The 17,325-nt window shown below is 37.1% G+C and carries 15 protein-coding genes; 12 read left to right on the plus strand and 3 right to left on the minus strand.

Features of this window, described 5'->3' with window-relative positions; all coding sequences use genetic code 11:
* Positions 1–8: 8 nt before the first annotated feature.
* From bcd to GH741_RS10920, 6 genes are read left to right on the plus strand one after another with little or no spacing between them, the layout of a single operon-like run.
* A complete protein-coding gene (gene bcd, locus GH741_RS10895) occupies positions 9–1,103 on the plus strand; it encodes a branched-chain amino acid dehydrogenase (protein ID WP_153736804.1) in 1,095 nt (364 codons plus the stop codon).
* A gap of 18 nt (positions 1,104–1,121) precedes the next feature.
* Complete coding sequence (gene buk, locus GH741_RS10900; protein ID WP_338079368.1) at positions 1,122–2,204, plus strand: butyrate kinase; 1,083 nt, start codon at positions 1,122–1,124, stop codon at positions 2,202–2,204.
* Between the two features lie 15 nt (positions 2,205–2,219).
* On the plus strand, positions 2,220–3,644 hold the full coding sequence (lpdA, locus tag GH741_RS10905; RefSeq protein WP_153736805.1) for a dihydrolipoyl dehydrogenase: 1,425 nt from the start codon (positions 2,220–2,222) through the stop codon (positions 3,642–3,644).
* On the plus strand, positions 3,637–4,656 hold the full coding sequence (locus tag GH741_RS10910) for a thiamine pyrophosphate-dependent dehydrogenase E1 component subunit alpha (RefSeq protein ID WP_153736806.1): 1,020 nt from the start codon (positions 3,637–3,639) through the stop codon (positions 4,654–4,656). Before lpdA ends, GH741_RS10910 begins: the two co-directional genes overlap by 8 nt.
* A gap of 14 nt (positions 4,657–4,670) precedes the next feature.
* The gene (locus tag GH741_RS10915; RefSeq protein ID WP_153736807.1) at positions 4,671–5,654 is read left to right on the plus strand and encodes an alpha-ketoacid dehydrogenase subunit beta; all 984 of its coding nucleotides are present in this window, start codon (positions 4,671–4,673) and stop codon (positions 5,652–5,654) included.
* A 20-nt stretch (positions 5,655–5,674) separates the two neighbouring features.
* The gene (locus GH741_RS10920) at positions 5,675–6,949 is read left to right on the plus strand and encodes a dihydrolipoamide acetyltransferase family protein (protein WP_153736808.1); all 1,275 of its coding nucleotides are present in this window, start codon (positions 5,675–5,677) and stop codon (positions 6,947–6,949) included.
* An 880-nt stretch (positions 6,950–7,829) separates the two neighbouring features.
* Here the strand turns inward: GH741_RS10920 and GH741_RS10925 are convergent.
* Positions 7,830–8,066, minus strand: coding sequence for a hypothetical protein (locus tag GH741_RS10925; RefSeq protein WP_153736809.1), 237 nt, complete (start codon positions 8,064–8,066; stop codon positions 7,830–7,832).
* Between the two features lie 244 nt (positions 8,067–8,310).
* On the opposite strand from GH741_RS10925, the gene GH741_RS10930 reads away from it, so the two are divergent.
* From GH741_RS10930 to GH741_RS10950, 5 genes are all read left to right on the plus strand, one after another.
* Positions 8,311–9,231: a hypothetical protein gene (locus GH741_RS10930; RefSeq protein WP_153736810.1), complete on the plus strand. Its 921-nt coding sequence runs from the start codon at positions 8,311–8,313 to the stop codon at positions 9,229–9,231.
* A 112-nt stretch (positions 9,232–9,343) separates the two neighbouring features.
* On the plus strand, positions 9,344–10,012 hold the full coding sequence (locus GH741_RS10935; protein WP_205677325.1) for a DUF4129 domain-containing protein: 669 nt from the start codon (positions 9,344–9,346) through the stop codon (positions 10,010–10,012).
* 15 nt (positions 10,013–10,027) lie between these two features.
* A complete protein-coding gene (locus GH741_RS10940; protein ID WP_153736811.1) occupies positions 10,028–11,164 on the plus strand; it encodes a DUF4350 domain-containing protein in 1,137 nt (378 codons plus the stop codon).
* On the plus strand, positions 11,136–12,065 hold the full coding sequence (locus GH741_RS10945; RefSeq protein WP_153736812.1) for an AAA family ATPase: 930 nt from the start codon (positions 11,136–11,138) through the stop codon (positions 12,063–12,065). Before GH741_RS10940 ends, GH741_RS10945 begins: the two co-directional genes overlap by 29 nt.
* Positions 12,016–13,374: a DUF58 domain-containing protein gene (locus tag GH741_RS10950; RefSeq protein ID WP_240795463.1), complete on the plus strand. Its 1,359-nt coding sequence runs from the start codon at positions 12,016–12,018 to the stop codon at positions 13,372–13,374. The genes GH741_RS10945 and GH741_RS10950 overlap by 50 nt, the downstream gene beginning before the upstream one ends.
* Here the strand turns inward: GH741_RS10950 and GH741_RS10955 are convergent.
* A complete protein-coding gene (locus GH741_RS10955; RefSeq protein WP_153736813.1) occupies positions 13,352–14,332 on the minus strand; it encodes a stage II sporulation protein M in 981 nt (326 codons plus the stop codon). The two genes, GH741_RS10950 and GH741_RS10955, sit on opposite strands and share 23 nt — an antisense overlap.
* Before the next feature lie 169 nt (positions 14,333–14,501).
* Here GH741_RS10955 and GH741_RS10960 point away from each other — a divergent pair, with 169 nt between their 5' ends.
* Positions 14,502–15,251 (plus strand): RDD family protein, encoded by a 750-nt coding sequence (locus GH741_RS10960; protein ID WP_338079376.1) that lies wholly within the window; start codon positions 14,502–14,504, stop codon positions 15,249–15,251.
* 330 nt (positions 15,252–15,581) lie between these two features.
* Here GH741_RS10960 and GH741_RS10965 read toward each other — a convergent pair whose 3' ends face one another.
* A complete protein-coding gene (locus GH741_RS10965; protein WP_153736815.1) occupies positions 15,582–17,204 on the minus strand; it encodes a glycoside hydrolase family 9 protein in 1,623 nt (540 codons plus the stop codon).
* Positions 17,205–17,325 lie beyond the last annotated feature (121 nt).

Consider the following 17,325-nt stretch of genomic DNA (forward strand, 5'->3'; position numbering starts at 1 on the left):
ATAACTCAATGGAAATCTTTAAACATATGCAAGACTACGATTATGAAGAGCTGGTATTTTGTCAAGATAAGCAATCTGGATTAAAAGCAATTATCGCGATACATGATACTACGTTAGGACCTGCATTAGGTGGAACTAGAATGTGGACATATGCTTCAGAGGAAGAGGCAATCATAGACGCGTTACGATTAGCCAAAGGAATGACTTATAAAAACGCCGCTGCCGGTTTAAATTTAGGTGGGGGGAAAACTGTAATTATTGGTGATCCGAAAAAAGACAAGAATGAGGCTATGTTTCGGGCATTTGGGCGCTTTATTCAAGGTTTAAATGGACGCTATATAACTGCAGAGGATGTTGGAACAACGGTTTATGACATGGATCTAATTCATGAAGAGACTGATTTTGTTACTGGTATTTCACCAGCCTTCGGATCATCCGGTAATCCGTCACCAGTAACTGCTTATGGTGTTTATAAAGGAATAAAAGCCTCAGCTAAAGAAGCCTTTGGCTCTGATATGTTAGAAGGTAAAACTATTGCAGTCCAAGGAGTAGGCAATGTTGCATATACTTTATGTGAACATCTTCATAATGAGGGAGCTAATTTAATTGTTACCGATATAAACAAAGATGCAGTTAACAAAGCTGTTGAAGCGTTTGGTGCAAAAGCTGTTGACCCGAATGATATCTATAGTGTTGATTGTGATATTTATGCACCTTGTGCACTTGGAGCAACAATCAATGATGAGACAATTCCCATGTTAAAAGCTAAGGTTGTTGCTGGAGCTGCCAATAACCAGCTTAAAGAAACAAAACATGGAGACCTGTTACACGAAAAGGGTATTGTTTATGCCCCAGATTTTGTTATAAACGCTGGTGGTGTGATTAACATTGCTGATGAATTAAGTGGTTACAACAAAGAAAGAGCATTAAAACGAGTAGAAACTATTTATGACAATTTATTAAAGGTATTTGATATTTCGAAAAGAGACAGCATTCCTACCTATTTAGCGGCAGATCGTATGGCTGAGGAACGCATCCAAAGTCTGAAGTATTCTCGCAGCCAATTTCTATTGAACGGGCATCATATTCTTAGCAGAAGATAGATACGGAGGTAAAGACTTGTGCAACACAATAATCGGATTTTAGTAATAAATCCAGGTTCAACTTCAACTAAGATTGGTGTCTTTGAAAATGAAAATGGTATTTTCGAAAAAACAATTCGACATAACATTGAAGATATAAAGACATTTAATCGTATTATTGATCAATATGAATTTAGGAAAAAAGTAATCTTAGATGAATTACACTATGAAGGTATTAATATCTCCAAATTGGATGCTGTATGCGGTAGAGGGGGCTTACTACGACCAATAGAAGGCGGAACATATGAAGTTAATGACGATATGTTACAGGACTTACGAATGGGTTTTAGTGGAGAACATGCATCAAATTTGGGGGGGATTTTGGCTTATGAGATCGCCAATGGATTAAACATTCCAGCCTATATTGTAGATCCAGTTGTGGTGGATGAACTTGAAGATATTGCCAGAGTTTCTGGTGTTTCTGAAATTCCAAGAGTAAGTATATTCCATGCCTTAAATCAAAAAGCTGTCGGGAGACAAGCTGCAAGTGATATAGGGAAGTCATATAGTGAAGCAAACTTAATCATCGCACACATGGGTGGCGGCATAACTGTTGGTGCTCATCATAAGGGAAAAGTAATTGACGTCAACAATGGTCTGCATGGTGACGGCCCCTTCTCACCAGAAAGAGCGGGAACTGTACCTGCAGGAGATTTAATTACAATGTGTTTTTCCGGACAGTATTATCGTGACGAAGTAATGAAAAAAATAGTCGGTCACGGGGGATTAATGGGACACTTACAAACTAATGATGCACTTGAAGTAGAAAGAAGAATTGCAGCAGGGGATAAAAATGCCGAGATTATCTATCAAGCTATGGCCTATCAAGTTGCTAAAGAAATTGGCTCAATGAGTTCGGTTTTAGCGGGAAAAGTAGATGCAATTGCGCTTACTGGTGGTTTAGCTTTTGGAAGTGAATTTATTTCACTAATTTCCAAGCGTGTTGATTGGATTGCCGATGTTTTGGTTTATCCGGGCGAAAATGAATTGCAGGCTTTGGCAAAAGGTACATTACGTATCCTAAAAGAGGAGGAAATTCCTAAGGAATATCCTAACAGATAGAAAGGAGTGTTCGGTATGGCCAAAGAATATGATTTAGTTGTTGTTGGTGGTGGAACTGGCGGATATATTGCCGCTATTCGTGCATCGCAACTCGGATTAAAAACTGCCATTGTCGAAAGTAACAAACTTGGAGGAACTTGTTTACATAATGGCTGTATTCCATCCAAAGCCTTACTAAGAAGTGCCGAAGTTTACCACCAATCAAAACTAGCCGATGAATTCGGTATTGAGTTAAATCAACCTACTATCAACTTTGAAAAGGTACAATTACGAAAAAGTAAAATAGTAGAAAAATTACATACTGGTGTGCAAGGGCTAATAAAAAAGGGAAAAATAGATATTTATCACGGGTTCGGTAGAATATTAGGTCCATCAATATTTTCTCCAAGTGCTGGTACGATTTCTGTTGAAATGAATAATGGGGAAGAAAACGAAATGTTGATCCCTAAAAACGTCCTAATTGCAACAGGATCCAGACCGAAGGAATTGCCAGGATTAGAATCAGATGGTGAATATGTCTTAAATTCAGATCATGCACTTGATCTAGAGCATTTACCTAAATCCATTATTATTATTGGTGGGGGCGTTATTGGTATAGAATGGGCATCTATGCTTTCTGACTTTGATGTTGATGTAACTGTTTTAGAATATGCTGATCGAATCTTACCTAATGAAGATGAAGAAATCTCAAAGGAAGCTCAAAGGTTATTAAAGAAAAAAGGGATTGAAATAGTTACAAATGCAAAGGTTCTTTCTAACACATTAAAAAAAGAAAATGGTATAGAAATTGTAGCTGAACATAGGGAAAGCAAAAAGAATTACCGTGCAGATAAGTTATTAATTTCTGTAGGTAGAGAACCTAACGTAGAAAATATTGGTTTAGAAAATACAGAAATCATAAAAGCAAGTAGTGGATACATAGAGACCAATCAGTTCTATCAAACTAAAGAATCTCACATATACGCAATTGGTGATGTCATTGGTGGCTTACAGTTAGCTCATGTAGCTTCCCGTGAAGGAATGATTGCAGTTGAACACATGGCAGAACAGTCACCTATCGCGCTCAATTATCAAAATGTTCCAACTTGTGTCTATTCAAAACCAGAAGTAGCAAGTATTGGAATAACAGAAAAACAGGCGATAGAAGAAGGGTTTGATATAAAAACCGCAAAGATACCTTTTAAAGCAATTGGTAAAGCACTTGTTTATGGAGAATCGGATGGTTTTGTGAAAATGATTGCTGATCGCAAGACAAGTGATTTATTAGGAGTTCATATGATTGGCCCACATGTTACAGATATGATCTCTGAAGCGGCCTTAGCCAAGCTGTTGGATGCAACGCCATGGGAAATCGGTGAGACTATTCACCCACATCCGTCATTGTCAGAATCAATAGGTGAAGTAGCTCTATCCATTGAGGGAAGGCAAATTCATGGTTAATTTAGTTAGGAGGGTTAGTGTGACTGAAAATAGACACGAAGCGCTTGGATTATCCGATGATCAGGCATTGGACATATATCGGACGATGCTTTTAGCTCGAAGAATTGATGAAAGATTGTGGTTGTTAAATCGATCAGGAAAGATTCCTTTTGTTATTTCCTGCCAAGGACAAGAAGCTGCTCAAGTAGGAGCTGCTTTCGCTTTAGATCGAGACAAGGATTATGTTCTTCCTTACTATCGTGACTTGGGAGTTGTTTTAGCTTTTGGTATGACACCACTTGAATTAATGCTTTCTAATTTTGCTAAAGCTGAGGATCCTAATTCGGGTGGAAGACAGATGCCAGGGCATTTTGGTCAAAAGAAAAATCGTATTGTAACAGGTTCTTCCCCAGTGACTACACAAGTTCCACATGCAGTTGGAATTGCGCTGGCAGGGAAAATGGAAAAGAAAGATTTTGTAAGTCTTGTAACTTTCGGTGAAGGCTCCTCCAATCAAGGTGATTTTCATGAGGGCGCTAATTTTGCTGGTGTTCAAAAACTTCCAGTCATATTTATGGTTGAAAACAACCAATATGCTATTTCAATGCCAGCTAGTAAACAGTTGGCTTGTGAAAAGGTATCTGACAGAGCGATAGGCTATGGAATGCCAGGAATTACTGTAGATGGAAATGATCCATTAGCAGTCTATCAAGCAGTTAAAGAGGCTGCAGATCGTGCTCGAAGAGGAGAGGGCCCATCTTTAGTAGAGACGATTTCCTATCGATTAACACCTCATTCTAGTGATGATGACGATCGAAGCTATCGTAGCAAAGAAGAAGTAGAAACAGCCAAGCAGAAAGATTCAATAAAGTCTTTTTCAACATATTTACGAGAACTGGGTGTGTTGACTGAGGAGATTGAAGATAAGCTCGATCAAGAGATAAGGAAAATTATCGACGATGCAACAGATTATGCTGAAAAAGCTGCTTATGCTGACCCGGATACATTATTTAAACACGTTTATGCGGAGTAAGGAGGGGAAATATAATGCCGGTAATGAATTATATACAGGCTGTCACACAAGCATTAAAAGAAGAAATGACTCGAGATGAAAAGGTGTTTGTTTTAGGCGAAGATGTTGGTGTTCGTGGTGGCGTGTTTCGTGCTACTGATGGCCTATATGAACAATTTGGAGAAGCAAGGGTATTAGATACACCATTGGCTGAATCTGCAATCGCAGGGGTTGGAATCGGTGCGGCTATGTATGGTATGAGGCCTGTTGCAGAAATGCAGTTTGTTGATTTTATTTTACCTGCTGTCAATCAAATTATATCGGAAGCCGCCAAGATTAGATATCGATCAAATAATGATTGGAGTTGCCCTATTACTATTCGTGCTCCCTATGGTGGAGGAGTTCATGGGGCTCTTTACCATTCTCAGTCACTTGAATCAATTTTTGCCAATCAACCAGGTTTAAAGATTGTAATGCCCTCAACACCGTATGACGTAAAAGGGCTGTTAAAAGCTGCGATCCGCGATGATGATCCTGTTCTTTTCTTTGAACATAAGAGAGCTTATCGCTTAATTAAAGGTGAGGTTCCGACCGAAGATTACACGCTTCCAATAGGCAAAGCGGACATTAAACGTGAAGGATCAGATATTACGGTTATTACATATGGATTATGTGTTCATTTTGCCTTACAAGCAGCGGAAAAACTTGAGGCTGAAGGAATTAGTACCCATGTGTTAGACCTTCGTACCGTCTATCCGTTAGACGAAGAGGCAATAATTGAAGCTGCTTCAAAAACTGGTAAAGTACTGCTCATTACGGAGGACAACAAAGAGGGAAGTATCATAGGCCAAGTTTCAGCAATCATTGCTGAAAACTGTTTGTTTGATTTGGATGCACCGATAAAGAGGCTAGCCGGCCCGGAAGTTCCTTCAATGCCATACGCACCAACATTGGAGAAAGAATTTATGTTAAATCCTGATAAAGTGGAGCGAGCAATCCGTGAACTTGCTGAATTTTAATGTTAAAGGAGGGACATGCATTGACAGTAGAAAAAATTACCATGCCCCAGCTAGGTGAAAGTGTGACAGAGGGTACTATTAGTACTTGGCTAGTCAAAGAGGGGGATCATGTAAAGAAGTATGACCCAATTGCTGAAGTAATGACAGATAAGGTAAATGCCGAAGTTCCTTCATCTTTTACAGGAACAATAAAAGAGTTAGTGGCAGAAGAAGGAGAGACCATTTCTGTAGGAGAGCTAATGTGCTATGTAGAAGTCGAGAACGTTAAATCTCACGAAGATTCTTCTAATGAAACAGAAAAATCTCAAGAAACAAAACCCGCTGTAGAAGCAATAGAAGAAACCTTTGATACCAAAGACCAATCAATGAAAATGCGTTATTCTCCTGCTGTTTTACGTTTAGCTCAGGAAAATGATATTGAGCTTTCTCAAGTGAAAGGCTCCGGTAAAAGCGGAAGGATTACTAGAAAAGATATTGAAAAAATAATAAGTTCTGGTGACATCCCTAAATCTAATCTTAAAGAAACTTCCTCATCAGATGATGGTAACACCGTCCAAGTTTCTCAGCAAAAATCAAGCTATGTACAATCAACTGAGGGGGATATAGAGATACCGGTCACTGGTGTACGTAAAGCAATCGCTCAAAACATGACGAGATCAAAAGCTGAAATACCACATGCATGGATGATGGTTGAAGTTGATGTAACCAACTTAGTTAAATACCGAAATAGTGTCAAAGATAAATTCAAGAGTGAGGAAGGCTATAACCTGACTTTCTTTGCATTTTTTGTAAAGGCAATCGCAAAAGCTTTAAAAGAGTTCCCTCAAGTCAATAGTTCTTGGGCAGGAGATAAAATTATTCAACGAAAAGATATTAATATTTCTATTGCAGTAGCTAAAGGGCAAGAACTATTTGTACCGGTTATTAAATTTGCTGACGAGAAGAGTGTAAAAGGCATTGCCAAGGATATTGCAACTTTAGCGGGTAAGGCTCGTAATGGGAAATTGCATTCCGATGATATGAGCGGTGGAACTTTCACGGTTAATAATACCGGTTCATTTGGTTCAGTTCAATCAATGGGTGTGATTAATCATCCTCAAGCCGCCATCTTACAGGTTGAATCAATTGTAAAACGACCTGTTATCATTAATGAAATGTTTGCTGCAAGAGATATGGTTAATCTATGTCTATCGTTAGATCACCGAGTTTTAGATGGGTTAATATGTGGGAAATTTCTTGCTCGCGTGAAGGAGCTATTAGAAAATACATCGAATGAGAATACACCATTATATTAAGATAGACCCGGGAACATTCTCGGGTCTTTTGTTATGTTAGAATGCAAAAAAAATTGATAAGGTGTTTAATAAGTAAAACTTAAGGACTTTTATCTGTTTATTTTAAAATAAAGGCTCTTTTCGCAGTTTTTGTTGCTTTTTAATTTCGTACTTGATGGAAAGATGCGCCGCAACTTTTGCTTTTAATTTGCTTTCTACCTTCTGTTTTTAATTGGTTGATATACATCGTTTCGGCAGAATACTTCGCTTTCCATGGGCACGACCTCAGCCTCCTCAAAAGCGAAGAGCGCTTTTTCCGGGGTCTTCGGAACGCGCTGTTCCCATGGGACTTGAATTATCTTCCTGAATCACTACGCACGAAGAAAATTGAACTTCATTTTCGAGGAGTCTACGTATTCTGCCTTCACTAATAGTAGTGTTCTGATTAAAGAAGAATAAAATCCATGGTATCCGCAGCTTAGAGAGGTTTTCTGTTCAAGTGAGATACAACACCAAGAAACTTTTATTACATGCAATATAACTACTCTCACAAAGAAAATTGGTTGTATTTTTGAGAAGTCTTTGTGTATCTCTTACTCAGTATGATGTTGTACTTGATAACTTCAATAAACCAAACAATAGCTATTTACACTTATATGGTGGTTGATTGAAGCGTAGGGCAGTCGACTCCTGCGGGAAAAGCGACGGCTGAAAATCCCGCAGGAAGTGGTATTCTTCTGAGGAAGTTGAAGCGTTGCCCGCGGAAATCGACTGCCCGGAGCGCAAATCAACATAGCAGTCGATTAAGGGAAAATTACGTCGTAGTTAGTCTATGGATATTGTGTCAAAAACAACAATCTTTTAGAAAACAGCCAAAATAAAAGACCCCTCAACCAGAGGCTCAATAAATCTCTTCTCCCATGTCAATTAATTCAACATGGTAAACTCCTGATAATATTTTCGGTAGTAAGTCAATGATATATTCCTCGATATCTTTTCTTTGATCTCTCGTTTCACTTAATCTAAAATATACAAAGCCTTCTTCATAATGAAGTACGGTAACACATATTTGATCTTCATCTTTAGTCGTTCCAACAAGTCTACATGTTTCACATTTCGGTGGCATCTCAAATGACATTTAATATCACCCTCCTAATACAACCTACTATATACTTTTATTTAGATTGTTCTGTGATGTTTATCACAAATGGGTATTGGACATTTTGTGACATTTTCATGATTAACTATATTTGTTTATTGATTAGTCATTGAATCACTTTTTGGAAATTAAATTAATTACATCTTTTTAACAAAAAATTCAAATAAATGGTAAAATAATAACTATGATTTCAATGTGAATATATCTTCTGGGAGGCAGATTTATGAAAGAAAAGTTTAGTAAACCAAAAGGGTTTGGGGAGATACTCGATCATACCTTTCGATTAGCTAAAAACAGGTTCTCTGACTTTTTTATGGTTTTGTTAATTTTAATGGGGCCGATTTATCTATTGCAAGCACTTATTCAATTAACGATGGGTACTAATTTTTTAAGAGAAGTTGGAAGTGGAGATAATTGGTTTGATCAAGTATTAACAAGTTTTGACCAAGGTTCATCCCCAGAAAGTATCGGTGCTGACCCCGGCTCTACTTTAGGTTTAATTCTAACAGGACTTGCTACCATTATCTTACTACCAGTGGCACAGGTAGCAATTTTATACATAGTTAATCATATTAGGAAAAATGAAGAATATACAGTTGGAGCTGTTATTAAACAAGCGTTTTCTAGATTTTGGCCTATATTTGGTAGTAGTCTCTTAATGGCTCTTATCACAATAGGTATGTTTGTTGGTCCTTTAATAATTGTATTTATGGTTGGATTTGCTGGATCATTTGTCAATCCAATCATAGGTATTTTATTTGGTATCCTATTATTTTTAGGATTAGCATTGGTTGTTGCTCTATTACTAATAAGATGGAGTTTTTATCTTGGTGTTGTAGCGTTTGGAAAAGAGGCACCGGGTTTAAGTAAAAGTTGGAAGCTTACCCGTCATCGAACATGGATCTTGTTTGGTATTTACATTATCTTTACTCTCATTGTAGGTGCTATTAGTACAGCAGTTGAAGTACCTGTCATGCTACTACTAGGTAATAGTGTATTATACACAATTATAATTAACGTGGTTTCGTTATTCACAACTATGATTATTTCTGTTGGTTATGCTGTTGTTTACTTTGATTTGAAAATAAGAGTGGATGCAGACGATTTAAAGGAATTGATTGAAGACTATAATGGTCCAAGATAAAGTTAATGACAAAAATGCCTTTAAACTAATTGAGTTGAATATCAGTACGTGGTTTGATCTTGAAGGAAATTAAGGAGCCAAGTTCTTCTAAGGATAGTTAGGTGATAAGTGAATGTATAATGAAAAACGAGCAAGGGATCAACTAGAGGATATTTTGAGCAGGCAAGAGTTCCAAGTTTACTATGAGGACAACCGAAATTTCATCGAAAGATGGTGGGACCAGGCCCGAAGTTGGGTTGCGGATTTATTAGCTAACTGGTTTTCTTCAATTGAGCCATCAAGCGGACTTCCTGATGGAATTTTAATATCAGTTGTTATAGTGATATTAACAACGCTAATTGTCATCATTTTTGTTGCTGCACGTTCATATAGACGCAAACGAACATTTCGTGATCACACGGCAATTAAGTCTATCAAGGAAATGGACTGGTCTTTTGAAAATCACCTCACCGAGGCCAAAAAACAGGGTGAGTTGCAGCAGTACACAATTGCAACACGCCATCTGTTTTTAGCATTACTTCTTTATCTTCATGAGAAAGAATGGCTAGAGGCGAGAATATGGAAAACAAACTGGGAGTATTATGATGAGCTTCGACAGTTTAATCAAAATAGTGCAGAACAGTTTTATAACCTTGCGTTACTATTTGATGAGGTGACATATGGGGAAAGAGATATAAATCAACCTCAATTCATGGAGTATCGAGATGAAGTTATTGAGTGGCTTGCCAGGGAAGATAATGGACAGTCTTTAGAACAATGGGTAGAAAGGTGGAATGAGTGAGCATTGCAAAATTTTATGTCGATTAGAAGAGCATGGTTTTTGCTTGCAGGTGTTCTTCTACTGTTTATACTAACTAGTTTTCTGGTCACTTCTCCAAAGCCCGAAGATTACCCCGATTATGTATCTGACTCGCCATCTCCAACTGGGTTAAAGGGGGTTTTTACATATCTAGAAAATGCCAGTAGATGGTCCCATTCACCTCGACATCTATCCAACCAAGATGATGGACCATTATTGATAATGGTTCAGCCTTTTTACATACCTGAAGCAGGTGAAATGGAAGATTATATGTCGTTTATTCAAGCTGGTAACACAATATTATTAGTACAAGCAAATCCATCTGGGATGTTTGATTTGAAAACTTCATACATAGAAGAAGAAACCACTGGTAAAGTTTATGACCAATCAAAAATGGAACATAGTGCAGAAATTGGTTCAACAGTAAGGCTCCAAACAAATGAACAAGATAAGATACTTTTATACGATGAAGCTGGCACTATTGCATTCAAGCGTTTCTATGGTAAAGGACAATTAATTGTGTCCAATACCCCTGAATGGTTTACCAATGAGGCTTTGTTAGAAGAAGAACATTTACAGCTAGTTTTGTCATTAATCAATGAAGGAAGTCCTACTGGAGATAACATATTATTTGATGAGTATAGTCATGGTGCTGATAATGCATCAAGTATTCAAACATTGTATCCTAAGTGGTTATTAGCATTAGCTGTACAGTTGATTCTTCTAACGGCTATCTGGTTATGGTATCTTGGTAAACGATTCGGCCCTATTTTAATCGCAAGAGAAGAAACGGTAAGATATAGTGATGAACGAATTAAAGCCTTAGCAGCTTGGTACCAAAGAAGTAGAAGCTATCAGGATTCGATTATCATCCAAGCAAATTATTTGAAATTACTACTTCAAGAGCGTTGGGGGATTCCATATCATAAAGAATGGGCTGATATTGCTGTCCAATTGGAACGAAAATTACTGAATGTGTCAAAAATTGATATTAATACTTTTTTAACAGAATTGTCGAAGGTTCTTAGAAAAGAAAAAATAAGTAAGCAGGAATTTCTTGTATGGTCAAAAAAAATAGATAGTATCAGGAAAGAGGTGGATAAGGATGAGGAACGAACTAACATCCTTACTTAATAGGTATGAGCAACGGATTATCGGTCAAAGCATGAATTTAAAACTCTTATTGTCAGCAATATTAACTGGTGGACATGTATTGATAGAAGGAGTACCAGGTACTGGGAAAACCCAGATGGTTCGATCCTTGGCAACTCTGTTAGGAGGAACGTTTAACCGAATCCAGTTCACACCGGATCTTCTTCCAAGTGACATTACCGGTAGTACAATTTACAATATGAAAGATGGTTCGTTTCAAACCTTAAAAGGTCCAATTTTCACAAATATACTTTTAGCGGATGAAATAAATCGTACACCTGCTAAGACGCAAGCAGCACTGCTTGAAGCAATGGAAGAAAAGCAAGTAACAATACAGGGAGAAACATATCCGTTAGCTGATGTATTTTTTGTGGTAGCAACACAAAATCCGATTGAATTTGAGGGTACCTACCCTCTGCCTGAAGCGCAACAGGATCGTTTTTTATTCAAACTACATGTTGACTTCCCTTCCTTCGAAGAGGAAACAAATATACTGAAACAAGTACTCGAATTTGGCTATGAAGCTAGCAATGATGAAAAGGTTATTAATATCGAAACATTTCTTGCCATTAGGGATGAAATTGAACAAGTAACCTTAAGTGATGAAGTTATGGAATATATTATGAAAATAGTTAGAAGGACTAGAGAGTCTGAATCAATCCGTTTCGGTGCCAGTACCAGAGCGGCAATATCTATTGGCAAATCCGCTCGGGCTTGGGCATATATAACTGGTCGAGATTATGTAACCCCAGATGATATCAAAATGGTAGCACGGCCAGGTTTAAGACACAGGATACAATTATCTCCACACGTAGAATTGGAGGGGACGACCATTGATCAGATTATTGAAGAACTTGTGGGGTCGATTCCTGTTCCAAGATAGGGGGATTCTACCAACGAAGCGTCTTTTAGTTAGTTTTTTTCTTTTTTCAAGCATAATGATTGCTCTAACGGTTATAGGGATTTCGTGGACATATATCACCTTGGCAAACATCCTTTTCTTTTTAATTAGTTTGATAGATTTATTACAATCCCCAAAGAGAAAACAATTATCTTTTAAACGAACAATACCTAATGAAATGGAGAGAGGTATTAGTTATCCAGTCAAAATTGAAATTGAAAATACTTCTACCCATAAGTGTCGCTTTCGATTTGTAGATGGAATTCCACAATCTTTTCTGAAATCGTTTCCTATCAAAGGAACCGTGGGGAAACTGGAAACATCTGTAGTTTCATATCAAACAGTTGCACCAATAAGAGGGGAATTTCTTATTGATAGGCTCTATGTTCGTTACCGGAGTATGTTAGGTTTCTGGGAAAAACAAACGAGTTCGATGTTGAGAGATGATGTCAAGGTCATTCCTGATTTAACGGAAACCAAACAATACTTAGAAAACGCTCAACAGTTTCTGTTAGCTGAAGGTTTAAAGGTTCGTAAACGAAAAAGCGGTGCAGGGGAATTCGACAAAATTAGAAGCTTTGTTGTTGGTGATGATCCTAGAAAAATTAACTGGCGTCAAACAGCTAAGTTACAAGAGGTTATGACAAATGAATATGAACCAGAGCACGGTAAATATATAACAATTTTAATAGATTGTGGCAGAATGATGGGGGCTCAATTAAAAAAAGGAGACCGGCTAGAAAAAGCTTTAGAAGCAGCCATCACGGTCGCTGCAGCGGCATTAAAAAAGGGTGATTACATATCTATCCTAGCTTTCGCTAAGGATATTAAAGTGTATGTACCGCCTGCAAAAGGAAGCAATCACTTACAAAAGATTCTACATACAATCTATAACCTTGAAGTTGATGCAAGTGAGTCTAACTATGGTGCTGTTTTTCATTATTTACAAACAGTTCAAAACAAAAGAAGCTTGTTATTATTGTTTAGTGATGTAGGTACGTTTCTCCACGAGGAAAGCGCACTTGTATACATCAAACGGCTTAGACAAAAACATCTATTTTTAATGATTGGCATAGAGGATGAGACGCTTAAATTAACGACAAAAATAGAACCGATTACTACGCAAAGAGCGATGGTTAAAAGCATTGCACAACAACAATTAGAATTAAAAAAGAGAGAAAAAATCAGGTGGGAGAAACAAGGCCTGCAAATGGTGGAGGTAAGTGAAGAACGACTGGCAACAGCAGTCGTTTCCCATTACATTGATATTATGAATCGAGGCTTGTTGTAGGTTGGTTTTTACCAAGTAAAAGTTTACCAACTATAATGTAGAGAATTAGCCCAATGACAGTAATAAAAGCTACGATATATTTTGTTTCTAGGGTCAGTGAAGTTGGTGTGATATATCCTTCTATGACACCCGCAATGATAAATAATGGAATAGTTCCAAGTAGTAGTTGAACTGAACGTTTAGCTTGAACTTTTAACTGGTATCCTCTGGTGAAATGGCCTGGAACAAAGAGCTTATAACCCATTAGTAAACCAGCCCCACCTGCAATAAATATAGCTGTAAGTTCAATCATTCCATGGGGAACAATGTAGGCCCAAAACTCATACGATTTACCGTATTGCATAAACAATGCAGCAAGTGCTCCAACCATAATACCGTTATAGATCAATAAATAGACGGTCAGCAGTCCAAAGGTGATTCCACCTGCAAAAGCTAGTATGGCAACTTGGATATTATTTGTCATTATATGAGCAGACATAAAAGCAGAATCAACCGATTCAGTATTTTCACCTAGTTGTGTAGGATCAACACCTTGAGCCATCTCTGTGGGAATTAAAGAATAAAGGTGAAGTGGATCGTTTGAAACAGAAATAAAACTAGCAAGTCCTCCTGCTATAAAAAGAATCATCGCAATTACAACAAATTTCCATTGTTCTAAAAGCAATCCAACAAACTTTGTACTAAAGAAATATTGAAGCTGTTTCATACTTGAAACTTGGTCCTTATACAGTAAGTTATGTGATTTGGAAACTATTCCATTTAAGTAAACAGTCACATCTTCATTTGGAAAAAAAGTTTGACTGTATGATAGGTGTTGTGCTGATTTTTGATAGAGTTTATTAAACTGATTAATTTCTAAAGAGGTTACTTTTCTTTTGTTTTTATGTAGATGCGTCACTAATTGTTCAAGTTGTTTCCAATCATCTCGGTGCTGTTTCACAAATTGTTTGACATTCATTATTGACACCTCTCATTAGAATGTATCTATCGTCTTATCTTTTTCTATTATAAATAAAATGTAAAAAAATAGAAACACTTATCTAATATTACTAAGAAGGAAGGTTTTTGTTATTACTCAAGAACAAATAGATATTAGAACACCTGAATATGTATCCCTTCAATTCCAAATTGCAGGTTTAGGAAGTAGAGCCGCTGCATTGATTATCGATCAATTAATTTTAATGGTGGTAAGCATGATAGTGATTCTCGGCTTATTTTTTGTTGGAACGGAAGTCAATTTAGCAATGATGTACTTTCAAGATATATCATCCTTATCCTTTGCAATTGCTATTATTCTATTGTTCATTATAAATTGGGGTTATTTTTTTGTCGTAGAGTACTTTTCGGGAGGAAGAACTATCGGAAAAAAAATATTGGCCATTAGAGTCATTCAAGAGAACGGCCACAGTTTGACATTGCTTTCTAGTCTTATCCGTAACCTTCTTCGAATTATAGATTCACTACCGTCAAGTTATTTAATCGGGATCATCATGATTTTCTTTCATCCTAAACATAAAAGGCTGGGTGATCTTGTTGCAGGCACGATTGTTGTTCACGAAAGAAAAGCCAAAAAGAGCAACCGGACTTCTAAGATTGAAAAAGAAATTGAACTAAGAGGAATTTCCCAAAATGATATAATAATTGATGAATGGACATTAAAAACACTAGGAACCAAAGAATGGAACTTGTTAAAAACATATAGCAATCGTTTACTAGAATTGCCTGTCATGGAAAGAAAACAACTAACAAAACAAATGGCAACAATTCTTTTTCCGAAGGTTGGGATTGACGTAGCGAATAAGAGTAACGAGGACTTAGAGAATATACTGCTAGTTCTTTATTTAATACTAAAGGATGACTGGGAATTCGAATTGTAATGCACTATTTTAATAAACTAATCAAAATAAAAAGAGTGTAAATCGCATAGGGTTTTACACTCTTTTTATTATTGGTATTTATTTGTGAAGATACCCTAACACTCTTAGTCTTTTTTTCTAATGTTTTGGGGATTATATATCTCTTCAAAAATGGTGCTAATATTTAACAAAGTAACTGTACGGGAGATAGTTAAATTGAAGGTAGTCAAGTTTATGGAATATAAATTGGATGTCGATTATGTGCTTTGAGAAAAAAAGAACAGGTGAAGGCACTACCTGAACTACTTATTTATAAATTAAGACTGTAATTCAAACTTTTAAACTGTAAACCTATTTGCTTGTCCAGTGTGAGACTACAAACACTGCTGGTGAGTTCCAGTAGATTGTTACTTCATTAGTAGAATAGCTATCTTCATGATCAACAAAACATTGTGCAGGTGCAAGCCCTCTCAGATGCTCTTTAACATAATCGTCATTCAATCCACGGTCAGGCCCTCCTGATAAAAGGCCAGGGACAGGATCTGCTACTTTATCTGCTACAGATGGACGATGATGATGATGCATTACTGAACGATCTCCAAAACCTGTAACGAAGCTAATATCGTGCACGTTTCGCCCCAATATGTAGTGTAGGTGTTCAAGTGCAGCTGCTTCGTATTTAGTATTTCCTGTGAAATGATAAGCGACTAACAAAATCATTGCGTGATTCATTACTAGCATATTACTTCCCCATATATACTGATTTTCCTTTAAAGATATTAGAAATCCATCCATATCACTTTGAGTCACGAGAACGTTCGCCTCTTCTATTAATCCAGCTTTTAATTCAGTATAAAGGGAGGCATCCACGTCAGTTTGATTCGTTAATAAATAAGCGAGTGTTCCATAACCGCCGACATGTTTCCAACCCAAACTATATTTTTCAAATGGTTCCAAGACTAATTGTTTGAGTGAAGCATGGTATTTCTTATTACCAGTTGTCCGATATAGTTCCGCCATTGCCCAAAAACGTTCATCACTATCTTGGTAATCTCCATACTCCCCCGTTGTAACCTCAGATGGGTTCTTAAAACCAGGAAAGTCTGGATTATTTGTTAACCAATCAGCTGCTAGGATAGATGCATGTAAACATCGCTCTGAAAAGCTAGAGTCAAACGGGTTATATACACGTGCAGCAACAGCCATGATTGCTGTGAAAGTACCAGTTGCAGTGCTTGAGATTGGTGAAAAATACAGTTCAGCCAAATCGTCTTCAGGCATCACATCTAGGCCGGGAAATTTTAAGGTAGTTAATTTGTGAAACACACCTCCAGTATGCTCGTCTTGCATTTTAAATAGCCATTCAAGCTCATATCGGCACTCATGAAGTACATCTGGCATAAGATTATCGGTTTCTGGGATGGGTATCGGACGTTTAAAGGCATCAGGATAGAACTCATATGCCAGTATTAGATCAGCAATTGCCTTTGCTGCCGCAACCGTGTACTTACCATAATCTCCTGCATCATGCCAGCCACCACTGCTATCAAGCTTGCGATCTGGTTCACCATAGACAATTCCTTTTGATGTATGGCACGCTAAGTGTTTCCAGGGACCAGCATAATGCTTATCTAATTCCATGCCACAACGGAAATAATAGAAAGCCTTTAGTAATCCATGATGTAAATTCTGATAGGGCTTGTCCGATATTTCAAATAATGAAGAAACGGAGTTGTTAGTTTTGACTTGATATGTACCACAAGTTGTTAGTGTACTGAAATCCCCGGTACATAAAGTTTTTCCGCTAATCTTATCCTCAAAAGAATCACTTGTTGTCCCGCTAAAGAAGATTTCTCCAGATTCACTTGTTATTTGGAAAGATTCATATGGTTCAGTAAAGATCGCAAACTTCTTATCTCCTGATGGATAACCGATTTGATTAACTGTAATGGAACGAGCCTCTATTTGATTCAAGTTTTAGTCACTCCTTTTAAAAAATAATAACGAAATTCATATACCATTCTTAGTTTATTACAAACAAACGTTTAAAACTATAAAATTTCAGATTATATTATATTTAAATTGTAAAAAATTT

It is taken from the genome of Aquibacillus halophilus, from assembly GCF_009649745.1.
Classification (GTDB): domain Bacteria; phylum Bacillota; class Bacilli; order Bacillales; family Amphibacillaceae; genus Aquibacillus; species Aquibacillus halophilus.

Coding starts and splice junctions, on each gene's coding strand:
- GH741_RS10935 (WP_205677325.1), top strand. CDS start 9,344: ATGTATAATGAAAAACGAGCAAGGGATCAACTAGAGGATATTTTGAGC.
- GH741_RS10910 (WP_153736806.1), top strand. CDS start 3,637: ATGGTTAATTTAGTTAGGAGGGTTAGTGTGACTGAAAATAGACACGAA.
- lpdA (WP_153736805.1), top strand. CDS start 2,220: ATGGCCAAAGAATATGATTTAGTTGTTGTTGGTGGTGGAACTGGCGGA.
- bcd (WP_153736804.1), top strand. CDS start 9: ATGGAAATCTTTAAACATATGCAAGACTACGATTATGAAGAGCTGGTA.
- GH741_RS10955 (WP_153736813.1), bottom strand. CDS start 14,332: ATGAATGTCAAACAATTTGTGAAACAGCACCGAGATGATTGGAAACAA.
- GH741_RS10930 (WP_153736810.1), top strand. CDS start 8,311: ATGAAAGAAAAGTTTAGTAAACCAAAAGGGTTTGGGGAGATACTCGAT.
- GH741_RS10915 (WP_153736807.1), top strand. CDS start 4,671: ATGCCGGTAATGAATTATATACAGGCTGTCACACAAGCATTAAAAGAA.
- GH741_RS10945 (WP_153736812.1), top strand. CDS start 11,136: ATGAGGAACGAACTAACATCCTTACTTAATAGGTATGAGCAACGGATT.
- GH741_RS10925 (WP_153736809.1), bottom strand. CDS start 8,066: ATGTCATTTGAGATGCCACCGAAATGTGAAACATGTAGACTTGTTGGA.
- GH741_RS10940 (WP_153736811.1), top strand. CDS start 10,028: ATGTCGATTAGAAGAGCATGGTTTTTGCTTGCAGGTGTTCTTCTACTG.